Origin of the sequence: Agrobacterium vitis (assembly GCF_014926405.1) — a bacterium.
GTDB classification, from domain to species: Bacteria; Pseudomonadota; Alphaproteobacteria; order Rhizobiales; family Rhizobiaceae; genus Allorhizobium; species Allorhizobium vitis_H.
This window is the reverse complement of the sequence record NZ_JACXXJ020000005.1, coordinates 2645203-2659470: the sequence shown is the minus strand read 5'-3', so window position 1 is coordinate 2659470 and position 14268 is coordinate 2645203. Positions and strand designations below refer to the sequence as shown.

At 59.4% G+C, this 14268-nt stretch carries 10 protein-coding genes; 6 read left to right on the top strand and 4 right to left on the bottom strand.

Annotated elements, in window-relative coordinates; translation table 11 throughout:
* The first annotated feature begins 146 nt into the window (after positions 1-146).
* From IEI95_RS23685 to pdeM, 4 genes are all read left to right on the top strand, one after another.
* Positions 147-794 (top strand): YitT family protein, encoded by a 648-nt coding sequence (locus tag IEI95_RS23685; RefSeq protein ID WP_156531396.1) that lies wholly within the window; start codon positions 147-149, stop codon positions 792-794.
* A gap of 99 nt (positions 795-893) precedes the next feature.
* Complete coding sequence (locus IEI95_RS23680) at positions 894-1664, top strand: transporter substrate-binding domain-containing protein (protein ID WP_156531397.1); 771 nt, start codon at positions 894-896, stop codon at positions 1662-1664.
* Positions 1665-1734: 70 nt separating this feature from the next.
* Positions 1735-4242 (top strand): ligase-associated DNA damage response DEXH box helicase, encoded by a 2508-nt coding sequence (locus IEI95_RS23675; protein WP_420360073.1) that lies wholly within the window; start codon positions 1735-1737, stop codon positions 4240-4242.
* A 58-nt stretch (positions 4243-4300) separates the two neighbouring features.
* Complete coding sequence (gene pdeM, locus IEI95_RS23670; protein ID WP_234890882.1) at positions 4301-5002, top strand: ligase-associated DNA damage response endonuclease PdeM; 702 nt, start codon at positions 4301-4303, stop codon at positions 5000-5002.
* A 17-nt stretch (positions 5003-5019) separates the two neighbouring features.
* Here pdeM and IEI95_RS23665 read toward each other — a convergent pair whose 3' ends face one another.
* The 4 genes from IEI95_RS23665 to IEI95_RS23650 all read right to left on the bottom strand — a co-directional run bounded on the left by IEI95_RS23665 (position 5020) and on the right by IEI95_RS23650 (position 11663).
* Positions 5020-6432 carry a bifunctional serine/threonine-protein kinase/universal stress protein gene (locus IEI95_RS23665; RefSeq protein ID WP_156531399.1) on the bottom strand — a complete coding sequence of 471 codons (1413 nt, stop codon included), beginning with the start codon at positions 6430-6432 and terminating at the stop codon, positions 5020-5022.
* Between the two features lies 1 nt (position 6433).
* Positions 6434-7204, bottom strand: coding sequence for a metallophosphoesterase family protein (locus IEI95_RS23660; protein WP_156531400.1), 771 nt, complete (start codon positions 7202-7204; stop codon positions 6434-6436).
* A 147-nt stretch (positions 7205-7351) separates the two neighbouring features.
* Entirely contained in the window at positions 7352-7789 is a 438-nt protein-coding gene (locus IEI95_RS23655; protein WP_156531401.1) for an FKBP-type peptidyl-prolyl cis-trans isomerase, read from the bottom strand.
* Positions 7790-8153: 364 nt separating this feature from the next.
* Entirely contained in the window at positions 8154-11663 is a 3510-nt protein-coding gene (locus tag IEI95_RS23650) for a PAS domain-containing hybrid sensor histidine kinase/response regulator (protein WP_156531402.1), read from the bottom strand.
* A 247-nt stretch (positions 11664-11910) separates the two neighbouring features.
* Between IEI95_RS23650 and mscL the strand changes: the two genes are divergently transcribed.
* Together mscL and IEI95_RS23640 are read left to right on the top strand one after the other, a co-directional pair.
* Entirely contained in the window at positions 11911-12387 is a 477-nt protein-coding gene (mscL, locus tag IEI95_RS23645) for a large conductance mechanosensitive channel protein MscL (RefSeq protein WP_194417355.1), read from the top strand.
* Between the two features lie 222 nt (positions 12388-12609).
* Complete coding sequence (locus IEI95_RS23640; RefSeq protein WP_156531404.1) at positions 12610-13797, top strand: pyridoxal phosphate-dependent aminotransferase; 1188 nt, start codon at positions 12610-12612, stop codon at positions 13795-13797.
* Positions 13798-14268: the final 471 nt, after the last annotated feature.

Genomic DNA, 14268 nt, shown 5'->3' with positions numbered 1-14268 from the left:
GATATGTATATTGCTGCATCTACCTGGGGCGCGGTCTCCGGCGACCGGGGATAACCGTGGCGATATTGCGCGTCGGCGCTTGAGGACACCGGCCCGCAGGTCTACGGATGAACATCCCCTGGTGGTGGCAAAGGCAGGACAGATTCATGGCGGCAGCAGACAAACAGGCAGGCAAGTCCCGCAAGCCCATGGCCTCAAGTCCTGAACAGCATTCCCTGCTGGACGATGTGCAGGGCCTGCTGGCGGGCAGCATGCTGGCGGCGCTGGGCGTCGTCTTGTTGTCCAATGCCAAATTGCTTTCCGGCGGCACAGCGGGGGTCGCCTTTCTGCTGCATTATGTGTCGGCTGTGGGGTTTGGGCCGATCTTCTTTGCCATCAACCTGCCCTTCTACTATTTCGCTTTCCGGCGGATGGGTCTGGCCTTCACGGCTAAAACCTTCATCGCGGTGCTGCTGACCTCCGTGCTGAGCGCCATCCTGCCGAAATTCATCGGCTTTTCCCTGCTGGACCCGTTGGTGGCGGCCATCTTCGGCGGGCTGCTGGTCGGAACTGGCATGCTGGTGCTGTTTCGCCATCAGGCCAGTCTCGGCGGCTTTGGCATATTGGCGCTGTATCTTCAAGATCGCTATGGCTGGCGGGCCGGGCTTGTGCAGCTTTGCTTTGACGGCATGGTGCTGATTGGCTCGTTCTTCGTGGCGACGCCCGGCATTATTGCCTGCTCGATCATCGGCGCTGTTGTCGTCAACCTGACGCTGGCGATCAATCACCGTAAGGACCGCTATATCGCCATGTAGACTGGAGCGTCTTGTCATTTGGAATGAAACTTGCTGCCCAGATGCCAAAGGGCCGAATTTGGCCCTCGCCCTGATTGATGCTCAAGAAAGAGACAGATAATGACGTTTTTCCGCACCGCTCTGGTCACAGCCCTGCTGTTGACGTCCTCTCTTGCCCATGCCGAGGATGGCACACTGGCAACCATCAAGCAGGCGGGCGTGATCCGCATCGGCACGACAGGGGACTATAAACCCTTCAGCTATAAGGGTGGCGATGGCGAATTGGTTGGCGCCGATATTTCCATGGGCAAGGCGCTGGCCACAGACCTCGGCGTCAAGCCGGAATTTGTGATGACCACCTGGAAAACCATGCTGGAGGATTTCAAGGCTGGAAAGTTCGACATGGTTCTGGGCGGCATTACCGTTAATCCGGCCCGCGCTGAGGTGGGCGATTTTTCGCTTTCAAATGTCAAGGACGGCAAACGGCCGATCGTCCGTTGTGAGGACAAGGACCGGCTGGTGACGCTGGAGGCGATCGATCAGCCCTCGGTGCGCGTTATCGTCAATCCCGGCGGCACCAACGACAAATTTGCCCATGAGCATTTCACCAAGGCGCCTATCGAGGTGTTTCCCGATAATAAGGTGATTTTCGATCAGATTGCCGCCAACAAGGCGGATGTAATGGTGACCGACGGCGTGGAAGTGGACCTGCAATCCAAGCTGCATCCCGGCGTGCTTTGCCCTTCTGCCGTCAAGGAACCCTTCACCCATTTTGAAAACGCCTATCTGCTGCGCAAGGACCCGGCCTTCAAGGCTGCGGTGGACGGTTTCATGGCCAAGGCGCTGGAAAACGGTGACTGGAAGGCCAAGCTGGATGCTGCGATGCAGTAAAGCTCCTGCTGTAACCGCAAAATGGTCAGGAGTGGCTTCTCTTTAATTCGGTTTCGCCTATCTTATCTCCGTGTCTGAGCCGGAATCCACGCTTTCCCTATTGCCTCCCCCCTTCGAGCGCTGGTTTGCGCAGAAGGGATGGCAGCCGCGTGCGCATCAGTTGGAGCTGCTGGCGCGGGCCGGGCAGGGGGAAAGCACGCTTCTGATTGCCCCGACCGGGGCTGGCAAGACTCTTGCCGGGTTTCTTCCGTCGTTGGTCGATTTGACCCGGCGCGGGCGAAAGCGACCGGGCGAGGCCTTTACCGGCATTCACACGCTTTACATCTCGCCGTTGAAGGCGCTGGCGGTCGATATTGAGCGCAATCTGGTCAAGCCGGTCGAGGAAATCGGCCTGCCTGTCAGCATCGAGACCCGCACCGGCGATACGCCGCAGGCCAAGCGGGCGCGCCAGAAGCTCAACCCGCCGGATATTCTGCTGACCACGCCGGAACAGCTGGCTTTGCTGATCGCCAATGGCGAAGCGCCTCGGTTCTTCAGGGATCTGCGCTATGTGATCTTCGACGAGTTGCATTCGCTCGTCACTTCCAAGCGCGGCCATCTTCTGGCGCTGGGACTGGCCCGGCTGCGGATCTTGGCGCCGGGACTTCAAACCATCGGACTGTCTGCCACCGTTGCCGATCCGCCGGAGCTACAACGGTGGCTGGTGGCGCAAAGACCGGGGGAACCGGCCTTAGCCGGGCTGGTGAAAGTGGCGGGCGGGGCAAGGCCCAACATTACCATTTTGAAGACGCAGGAGCGCATTCCCTGGTCCGGCCATTCGGCCCGCTATGCCATTCCTGACATTTATGCAGTGCTGAAACAGTTTGCGATGACGATCATCTTCGTCAACACTCGCTCTCAGGCGGAAATGCTGTTTCAGGAATTGTGGACGGTCAATGATGACAGCCTGCCAATTGCCCTGCATCACGGCTCGCTGGATGTCGGGCAGCGCCGCAAGGTGGAAGAGGCGATGGCCGCCAACCGGCTGCGTGCCGTGGTCGCCACCTCGACGCTGGATCTCGGTATTGACTGGGGCGAGGTCGATCTCGTCATCCATGTTGGCGCGCCGAAGGGCGCTAGCCGGTTGGCGCAGCGGATTGGCCGGGCCAATCACCGCATGGATGAGCCGAGCCGCGCCATTCTGGTTCCCGCCAACCGCTTCGAGGTGATGGAATGTCAGGCGGCGCTGGATGCCAACTATCTCGGTGCGCAGGACACTCAAGCCGTGGGTGAGGGGCCGCTGGATGTGCTCGCCCAGCATGTGCTGGGCATGGCTTGTGCCGAACCGTTTGATACGGAGGCACTTTATCATGAAGTAACGTCGGCCATGCCTTACGCTTCGTTGCCGCGAGACACGTTCGGGCGGATTGTCGATTTTGTCGCCACCGGTGGCTACGCATTGAAGACCTATGACCGCTATGCCCGCATTCGCAAGACGGCAGAAGGGCGCTGGCGGATTTCCAATCCGGCGGTGGCGCAGCAATACCGGCTCAATCTCGGCACGATTGTCGAGGAGCCGATGCTGAATGTCCGGCTCGTCAAGCGCAATCATCTCGGCTCCATCGGGCGAGGCGGCATGACCCTTGGCAAGGTGGAGGAGTATTTCGTCGAGCAACTGGCGCCGGGCGATACATTTCTGTTTTCCGGCAAGGTCTTGCGGTTCGAAGGCCTGCGTGAAAGCGAGTGCCTGGTGTCCAATGCTTTTTCGCAGGACCCGAAAATTCCGGCCTATGCGGGCGGAAAATTTCCACTCTCGACCTATCTTGCCGATCAGGTGCGGGCCATGCTGGACGATCCCGCCCGCCGCGCCAGCTTGCCGGATCAGGTGCGTGACTGGCTGGAAATCCAGAAAGTCAAATCCGTGTTGCCGAAGCGGGGCGACCTGCTGGTTGAGACTTTTCCACGCGGCAAGCGCTTCTACATGGTGCTCTATCCATTCGAGGGGCGGCTGGCCCATCAGACGCTGGGCATGCTGCTGACGCGGCGGCTGGAACGGTGGCGGGCCAAGCCGCTTGGCTTTGTGGCGACGGATTACGCCCTGGCGATCTGGGGACTGGAGGATCTCGGCTGGATGGTGTCCACGGGCAAGCTTTCGCTGGCTGACCTGTTCGAGGAAGACATGCTGGGCGACGATCTGGAGGCCTGGCTGGACTCTTCCTACATGCTGAAGCGAACCTTCCGCACCTGCGCGGTGATTGCCGGGCTGATTGAAAAGCGCCATCCCGGCAAGGAAAAATCCGGCAGGCAGGTGACGGTTTCCGCGGACCTGATCTATGATGTGCTGCGCGCCCATGAGCCTGATCATATCCTGTTGCAGGCAACCCGTGCCGATGCGGCAAATGGTCTTTTGGACATTGCCCGGCTTGGCGATATGCTAAAGCGAATCAAAGGCCATATTCTCCATAAGGCACTGGACCATGTCTCGCCGCTGGCCGTGCCGGTCATGCTGGAGATCGGCCGGGAAACGGTGGTCGGCGAAGCGCAAGAAGATGTGCTGGCGGAAGCGGCGGAAGATCTTATCGCTGAAGCGATGGGATAAGATGGAATGGTCAGGACATGACAGGCCGGATATGACGGGATTGACGACGGCTTCTATAATGCGCCCGGAGAAGACGGACCTCACCGCCGAGATCGAGATCTGCGGTGTTGAGGCCATCTGTGACCTGTCCGGTGCGCTGTTTCTGCCTGCATCACGGTTGCTCGTCGTCTCCGATCTGCATCTGGAAAAGGGGGCGGCCTTTGCGCGGCGTGGCCAGCTTCTGCCGCCCTATGATACCGTTGCGACATTGAAAAAACTGCAAGCGGTGATTGCTCGTTTCGCTCCATCCATCGTCGTCAGCCTGGGTGACACGTTTCATGATCGGTTGGGATCGGCGCTGATGCCGGAACCGTTCCGGCAGACACTTGAGCAGATGTCAAGAGGCCGCGAATGGATCTGGATTACCGGCAATCATGATCCCGATGGGGTCGAAAACTTGGCTGGCATGGTGGCCAATGAAATTTCCTATGGCGGATTGGTGTTTCGCCATGAACCGCATATCGGTGCAAGCGCCAGAGGCGAGATTGCCGGCCATCTTCATCCATCAGCCACCGTGCGCCGGCGGGAGAAATCCGTGCGTCGCGCCTGTTTCGCCGCCGATGGCGACCGGCTGATCATGCCGGCTTTCGGCGTGACGACGGGCGGGCTGGATTTAAAGCACAAGGCATTCACAGGGCTTTTCGCAAGGGAGACGCTGGTCGCGCATCTTCTGGGCCGGGAGCGGATCTATTCGGTGCGCTTCAGCGGCCTGTTCGCTTGAAAACCCATAAATGTAAGTTATTGCTTACCATTATGCGCAGTCTCCCGCACGCGCACCACCGTGACCGTGCACGGTGCTTTCGAGGCGACTTCCGCCGATACGCTGCCGAGCAGGGCGCGCTTTGGTGAATTGGCGCGAGCGCCCATGACGATATGGTCGACACTGTTGTCGCGGGCATAATCCAGGATGGCATTGGCGGGTGAGGTGCTTTCCAGCACGTGGCAGGTAATTTGCGGCTGGTCCTTCAACGGCGCTGCCCATTGCCGCAGCTTGCCAAGGCGGGCGACATGCTTGTTATTGCCCTCGTCGTCCAGATCGTTGTCGAGGTTGAGCCGGGCGATTTTCAAAATATTCAGGCAGGCAAGTCGTGCGCCGGGCGAGCGCGCCATGATGCGCGACACCGTCAACCGCATGGCTTCCGTCAGCTCCGTCGAGGTTTCGCCAAGGTCGAGGGCGACGACGATAATCGGTGCATTAGCCAGGGCCGCCGTAGCGGTTTGCGGTTTCAGCAATTCGATCGGGTCGGGGTTGAAGCGGCGTTTCAAAACCTCCGCCAGCCCGTCCTGCTTCAGCTTGTCAGCCCGCGCCGTCAGGGGAACCGCCGGCAGGTCCTTCAGGTCCAGCGCCAGTTGGGCCGCTGTCGGCGTCCTCCTTGCCGGGTTCACCTCCAGGCAGCGCAGGATAACTTCCTGGAAGGCGGGAGATATTGAAGAGTTCAGCGCTCGTGGTGGCACCGGATCGCGCCACAGCCGACGCTTCAATCCCTTCAGCCGCTGCGGATCGCCAAAGGGGCGCTTGCCGGTGGCAAAGAAATACATCAGCACACCCAGTGCAAACAGGTCGGAGCGAAAATCCGAGCGAATGCCCAGGATCTGTTCAGGCGCCATATAGGGTGCGGTGCCATAGGGCAGACGAAATTCCTCGTTTACCAGATCCGGCAGGTCCAGATGGCGCGCCAGGCCGAAATCCACCAGCACCGCTTCGCCGCTGTCACGAAACAGGATATTCGAGGGCTTGATGTCGAGATGCACCACATGCTGGCGATGCAGGTCGGCAAGCGCCGTGGCGATTCGCTCACCCATCCTTGCCACCTCGTCTGCGTTGAGCGGCAGGCTGTCCAGCAGCGGATAAAGCGATTTGCCCGGCAACCTTTCAAACACCATGTAAGGCAGATGGGTGAAATCGCCATTGGCAACAAAGCGGGGCACATGCGGGCCGGAAATGCGCGGCAGGATCATCTGCTCCATTTCAAAGCCGACAATCATCGCCGGGTCGATGCCACCGCCCATTTCCGGCACTTTCATCAGCAGTGGGAAAAAATAATCCGGGTGGGTCACGGCATAAAGCCGGGCCATGCCGCCCTTGTGCGCCTGCTCCACCACGGTAAAACCATCGATCACGCTGCCGGGTTCAAGGCGGTTGCGGGCCATGTCATCGTCCCCTGTAGAGCCGTGTGGCAAGCGTCTCAGTCAGGCCCGCCGCACGGATGGCCGCTGCCGCGCCGTCGATGTCATAGTTGACCCTGATGAAGGTAAGCGTGTTCTTTATCGTGTCGAGCAGGCCAAAGGCCGCCGCCGGATCGCCATCACGCGGCTGGCCGACCGAGCCGATCACGCCGAGCCAGCGCCGCTGCGCCAGAAGCGGAATGTCTGTTTGCGAATGGGGAACAAAGGTGGTGATCTTGCCTTGAGGTGGAGGGCCATCAGTGGTTTGACCATAGGAAGCCAGCGCATAAAGCGTCGGCCGATGGACATGGCCGCAAAAACTGAGCCGCGCCGTGCAGGCGGCAAAATGCTGCGCCGCCGTGTCGCTGTCGGTTACATAATGAAAGGCCGAGGGAGAGGTGGCTTCGGCATGGACATAGAGCCGGTCTTCATCCCGCAGCATCATTGGTAGATTGGCCAGAAAGGTCCGCTGTTCTTCGCTTAGAACCTGCCGCGTCCAGTGAATGGCGGCGCGGGCCGTGTCATTGAGGGAAATGGCGGGATCGCTTACCGCCTGGTCGTGATTGCCCCGCACCACCAGGGCACCTTGCTGCTGCAAAGCGCTGACCTTGTCGACGCAGCGAACGGGATCGCCGCCATAACCGACGATATCGCCGAGAATGACGATGCGTTCGGCACCGGCCTGCGCCGTCGCCTGCAAGACCGCATCAAGGGCCTGGGCATTGCCGTGGATGTCGGACAAAAGAGCAATGCGCATTAACCCTCCCCGGCATTGCATCATCAGTACGGCCAACCATAAGCAGTTTGTTGAGGCTACACCATTGGACTGAAGGTGGGGGAGCATGAAAAACCCCTCCGGCACGATGCGCGGAGGGGTGATCTGGTTAGGCTGTGCGCAGGTCGATTACGCTGCGCGAACAATATCGATCAGTTCGACCTCGAAAATCAGATCCTGACCAGCCAGTGGATGGTTGGCATCGATCGTCACCACATCGCCTGCCACATCAGTCACAGTGACAATCAGAGGTGTGCCATTGCCGCTCTGCGCTTGAAGCCTTGTGCCGGGTGCCACATTGACATTGGCGGGTATCAGGTCACGCGCCACCTGCTGAATTTTCTGGGGATCGTGCGCGCCATAGGCTTCCTCGGCAGGCACCGTCACCCGCTGGCTGCGCCCGACTTCCATGCCATCCACCTGCCGTTCAAGCCCTGAAATGATCTGGCCGGAGCCGATTTCAAACTGGAGCGGATCGCGGTCGCGGGAGGTGTCGAATTGCGTGCCATCCGGCAGCAGGCCGACATAATGGATGCGGACGGTATCGCCGTTTTTCGCTTGCGTCATGGTAATGTCCTTTCGTCTCAAGGGAGGCGCGGGTGCAATGGGCACCGCATTGCCTTCTTGAAGCTTCCTTTTTGCCAGGCCATTTCCGGGACGTCCCGGATGGCCGTAGCGGAAGCGATTCAGCCGACACACGGAAAATGCGTGAGTTGCATGACGACTATCGGAGTGTTCACACCCAAAGGTGCAAGCCTTAACAGAAGTAGGCCTGAAACGCGGCAGATCAACGGCAGCATGGTAAAAACTGGGAAAACTACAGCCCTGTGCGCCATGGATGACGCACGAAAGTTATATTTAAATATTTGTATACTATAGATAATTCCTTAAATTGATTCCACTTTGAGGAATTATCCCGGAACGGGATTTTCTATTCCGCAGCGCTGCGGCGGGGGCTGGAGACCTGGGTAATATAGGCCCGCAAAGCCGCTGGACGGACGGGCTTATGCTGGACGGCAATGCCCTGCCGTTCCGCTTCCGCCCGCACGTCGGCGGTGCGGTCGGCGGTAATCAGCAGGCCGGGTACCGGCTGACCGTAGAGCGCGCGCAGGCGCAGGATCGCGCCGATACCGCTGCCATCTCCCAGATGATAATCGGCAATGATCACATCTGGGGCAACAGGATTGTCGCTGAAGGTCGTGTCAAGATCAGTGACCGAGCCAGCGGTCATCACCGTACAGCCCCAACCGCTGATCAGCAGCCGCATGCCGTCCAGAATATCCGGCTCATTGTCGATGCACAGGATGCGCAGGCCGGTAAGACTGCTCCGCAGCGCGGTCGCGGTCGCCAAATCCTCAGCGGGCAACGGCGCCTTGGCGCTCTTTTCGATCGGTATCGTGACACGAAAACTGGTGCCTCGACCCGGCCGGGATTCCAGCGCCACCGTCGCCTTGAGGACCCGGGCGATACGGTCGACAATCGACAGACCGAGCCCAAGCCCGCTGGCGGTTTTGATGCCTTCGTCCAGCCGGGCAAATTCCTTGAACACAGTGCGGAATTTCGATGTCGGAATGCCGATGCCCGAATCCGTTACCTGAATGATCACCTGGCCGCCACGGCGGCGCGCACCAACCAGGACCTTTCCCGAGGGCGTATATTTGATGGCGTTGGAGACCAAATTTTGCACCAGCCGACGCAGAAGGTTGGCATCGGAGCGGACGCTGAGCGTGGTCGGCAGCACCACCAATTTCAGGTTTTTCTCCAGCGCCATCGGCTCGAAATCGGTCCTGATCCGCTCCAGCAGGCCTTGCAGGGGGACGGTGGCAAAGCGCGGCTTCATTGCGCCCGTATCCAACCGGGACAGGTCCAGCACCGCGCCAAGAATCTGTTCGACCGATTCCAGTGCCGAATCGATATTGCGGACCAGTCCGGCATTTTCCGACTGGCCCAACCGCTCCACCAGCGCCGAGGAATAGAGCCTTGCGGCATTGAGCGGCTGGAGAATGTCGTGACCGGCGGCGGCAAAGAACCGGGTCTTGCCGATATTGGCCTCGTCTGCACTGGCGCGAGCCTCTGCAAGTGCTGTATTGACCCGCATCAGTTCCGCCGTGCGCTCGCCCACCCGCTGTTCCAGCGTTTCATTGGCCTGTTTCAAAGCCCGGTCCGCTGCCACCTGCGGGGTGATGTCGGTGAAGGTTGCCACCAACCCCTTATCGGGCAGAGCGTTGCAGCGCACTTCGATGATCTGGGCACCTTCGCTCAACACCAGCTGGAAGGGTTCGTCGAGATGGTGGAAATTGGCAAGAACGCCCGCTTCCTCCTTGGCCGCAATGGCGCCGCGCTCGGTCAGCCGATGGACTATCGTGCTGAGTGGCACGCCGACCTGTCCCATTTCGTCGGGCAGATCGAGAAGGCTTCGAAATCGGCGGTTCCAGATGGTCAATCGGCTACTGCTGTCGAAGACCGCTATGCCCTGATCCATCTGCGAAAGCGCGGTTTGCAACATGTCCTGGTTATAGTGCAGGGCCTCGCTTGCCTGGTCGAGCAGCCAGGCGGTATCGGCGGAAGTATCCTCGGCCTTTTGCAGCACCAGCGACAGGACCAGCCGGGCCGAGGCCGAGCCGATGGCGCTGCCCAGCAATTGCTCGGTGAAATGGATGAAGGCCATGTCCGCGGGGCTATCGTCTTCCAACCGGCGACCGGCATCGCGCTCATAGCTTTTCAGTGAGCGTTCCATTCGCTCCTGACCGAGATAACGGGCAATCGCCGTCTTCAGGTCGCCAATGCTGACCCGGGTTTTCCAGCCCCTGGTGGCAAATTGCGAGCGTTGGTGCCGACGCACGAATATGCCCGACTGGATGCGCTCGACCGGGCGGGGGTTGCGGCTGAGACTGCCAAGCACGAAGGCCAAGAGGTTGATCAGCAGGGACAGCACGGTCGCCGTCAGCAGCGGATCGGCCCCGGCGCGGCTGAAGGCATCGATACCCGGAAACAGGAAGGACAGGATATCCGGCGCCAGATCCTTATGGGCATCAAGCCCGAAGCTTGGCAAAAGCAGGGTGTAGATCCAGGTGAGAAAACCAAGCGACAGGCCAAGGATCGCGCCCCTGGCATTGGCCCTGCGCCAGATGAGGCCGCCCAACAGGCAAGGGGCGATCTGGGCAATGGCGGAAAAGGCCAGCAGGCCGATGGAGGAAAGGCCCCGGTCGTCGCTGGCCAGCCGAAAATAGGCATAGCCGAGCAGCAGTACCCCGAAAATCGCCAGGCGGCGAATGATCAGCACGGTTTTGGCGAGGCTTTGCGAGGCTTCCGGTCCATGCCGGAACCCGCGCCGTAGCAGAACCGGCAGGACGATATCGTTGGAAATCATGATGGCCAGCGCCACCGTCTCGACGATCACCATGGCGGTGGCGGCGGAAAAACCGCCGATGAAGGTGACCAGCGTGACAAATGGCAGATCATGGGTCAGCGGCAGGGAAAGCACATAGAGATCGGCATTGCCGGTGCCGTTGAAAGCCAGAAGCCCGCCAATGGCAGCTGGCAGCACGAAGAGATTGATGGCGATCAGATAAAGCGGCAGCAGCAGTCCGGCCCGGCGCAGTTCCCGATCCGTGCGGTTTTCGACCACGCTGACATGGAATTGGCGCGGCAGCATCAGGATGGCAAAGGCAGAGAGCGCAATCAGCAGCAGCCAGCGGCTAAGGGGTGTCTCATAGGCCAGCGCCTCCATCACCCTTGGGCTTTCGGTTGCCGCGCGCCAGAGATCAGCCGGTCCATCGAACAGGAAGAACACCACCGTGATGCCCAGCGTGCAGAAGGCCAGCAGCTTCACCACCGATTCCATCGAGATCGCCAGGATCAGCCCATCCTGATGCTCGGTGGCGTCCGTATGGCGGGTGCCGAAAATCGCGGAAAAACAGGCAAGCGTCAGGGCAACGATCAGCGCCAGATCGACAAAATAGAGATTGCCGGTGCCGATGCCGTAGCTGGCCGGATCGACCATGACGCCGACCGAATTGGAGACGGCCTTCAGTTGAAGTGCGATATAGGGAATGGAGCCGGCCAGCGAAATCACCGTTACCAGCATGCCGACAATTGGGTTCTTGCCGTAGCGGGCAGCAACGAAATCCGCGCCGGAGGTGAGCTTTTCGACCTTGGCGATTTCGATCATCCGGCGGATCAGCGGCAGGCCCAATGTCAGCATCAGGATCGGGCCGATATAGATGCCCATGAATTCGAGGCCGCGGTCCGCAGCCAGGCCGACGCCGCCGAAATAGGTCCAGGAGGTGCAATAGACCGCCAGCGACAGCCCGTAGACAAGCGGACGCCCACCGGCGGGCACGCCATTGCGGCGGCTTCGCCTGTCGCCATAGCTTGCCACCGCAAACAGCAGCAGCAGATAGGCAATCGATGCCGTGATGATCAGCCATGCCGGAAGCATCGCTTGCCCCTCCCATTCACGTGCCTCTTATAAAGCACTGTCACTTTAAGCCATGCCGTTGCCTTTTAAAATCGGGGGCTTGTTGGCAATAAGTCGAAACCGAAACGGAATTTGCGCGTTAAAAAAAATGTTGGATTTTGGCATTCCTGCTGAAACCGGCAATTTGGGCTTCTAAGGCACGTCTTTATGAGGCATCTATGAAATCATCCAGTTGAATGGAGGCAGGCAAATCATGAAGGGGACAGGTGTGTTCAAAGAATTCAAGTCGTTCATTGCCAGGGGCAATGTCATGGATCTGGCCGTCGGTGTCATCATTGGTGGCGCCTTCGGTTTGATCGTTACCTCGTTGGTCAATGATATCGTCATGCCGGTGGTTGGCGTGGTGTTTGGCGGGTTCGATTTTTCCAATTATTTCCTGCCGCTCAGCGACAAGGTCACGGCCCAGACCCTGGCCGAAGCGCGCAAACAGGGCGCAGTATTCGCCTATGGCAACTTCCTGACCGTCGCCATCAATTTTGTCATTCTGGCCTGGATCATTTTCCTGATGGTCAAGGGAGTCAACGTCCTGCGCAAACAGCTGGAACATGATGAAAAACAGGGCAAACCCACACCGCCGCCACCGGCAGACGTCGTGCTGCTGACAGAGATCCGCGATTTGCTGAAGGCACAGCAGAGCAACGAACCCGAAGCGTCTTCAGGACGTATTGAGCCAGGCAAGCCTTGATGGTTCGCTGTCTGCTGTGCTGACAGAAAATGAGGCTGACCGAAAAGCAGTGAAACTGATAGATCCTGTTGCATTTGCAATGAGGTAGAGATGGCCTCGGTCCTTGGTACAAGGGTTTCCACGGGCCGAGGCCATCACCAGAATCGATTGGTCAGCCACTCTTTCTCATAGGATTTTCTCTGGAGCTTCGGTTATGAACGACATAACTAAAGGAGCTAGTCCATGTCTTTGCCTGCCGGTCCATCCCTGATTTCCAGCCTTAGCCATCGCGCAACGTCCGCGCCCGAAAGCGGTATTGTCGAGATTATCAACTATGCGCGTGGGCGCGATAATCTCCTGCCGCTCTGGGCCGGGGAAGGCGACCTGCCGAGCCCGGATTTCATCAATCGGGCCGCAAGCGACGCGCTTCTGGGTGGCGAGACATTCTATACCTGGCAACGTGGCATTCCCGAACTGCGTCAGGCGCTTTCTGATTACTACCGGCGGCATTTCGCCGTCAGCTTGCCGAGCGAGCATTTCTATGTGACCGGCTCCGGCATGCAAGCCATCCAGCTTGCCGTGCAGGCAATGACCGGGCCGGGCGACGAGATGATCTACCTTTCCCCCTGCTGGCCCAATATCGTCGCCGCCATCGAAATCAGTGGCGCAAAGGCGGTCGGTGTAGAAATCGGCTATAATCATGGTGCCTGGCAGCTGGATCTCGGGCAGATCGAAAAGGCGATTACGCCCAAAACCAAGGCGCTGTTCATCAACACGCCGTCCAACCCGACCGGCTGGACGGCCAGCCTCGATGATCTGCGCGCCATTCTCGCGCTTGCCCGCAAGCATGGTCTTTGGATTCTGGCGGATGAAATCTACTCGCTTTACTATTTCGCCGGCCCCTCTCGTGCTCCGTCCTTCCTGGATGTGATGGAAGAGGGCGACCGGGTGATGTTTGGCAATTCCTTTTCCAAGAATTGGTCGATGACCGGCTGGCGGGTCGGCTGGCTGGTGGCACCACCGGAAATCGGTCAGGTGCTGGAAAACCTCATTCAATATTCCACCTCTGGCGTGGCGCAGTTCATGCAGCGCGGCGCGGTGGCGGCCTTGGACCACGGCGATCAATTCGTCGCCGAAAACATCCAGCGGGCGCGCACCTCGCGCGATATCTTGCTGGATGCGCTGATTGCCACCAACCGGGTCCGTTCCGTTAAGCCGGATGGTGCGCTTTATGCTTTCATGGAAATCGATGGCGTCACCGACAGCCGGGCGGCGGCCATGGATATCGTTGATAAAACCGGCGTGGCGCTGGCGCCCGGGTCGGCGTTCGGGGCAGGTGGCAGCTCGTTCCTGCGCGCCTGTTTCCTGCGCGATCCACGCCAGATCGAGGATGCGGCCGGGCGGTTGAGCGATTACATCGCCCGGCTTTGATGGCTTCTCATTCAATACGATAGGGGCTGCGTTGCGCCAGATGCGATTGCACGCATCTCTCTCGAATGGGAAAGAGCAGTTGATTGACAAACCTCGATTTCGGCATTTCGTCACCCTCGGGCTTGTCCCGAGGGTCTGCTGCCGCTAAATAAGCCATTGACGTTGTTGGATTAAATTAACGTGCTTAGATGCTCGGCACAAGGCCGAGCATGACGTCGCGGATGAATACGGGGTTTGTCAGCAGTCCGGAGGCTGCCTTAGCCGCCGCGCAATGCCGCTCAAAGACTTGCCGGAGGTTTTTAGCCGGAACGTCGACCCCCAATTAGTAGACATCCTCCAGTTTGACGACAGCTTGCCTCGCTAGGGTTGTCCGGCAGGGAGAGGTTGCCGGGTTGTGCATGATCGGCGGCCCTCCAGTTTGCGCATCTTGCCCGCCTGCGCGGGCATTTTGCGTCTGAGAAAAGGTATCCG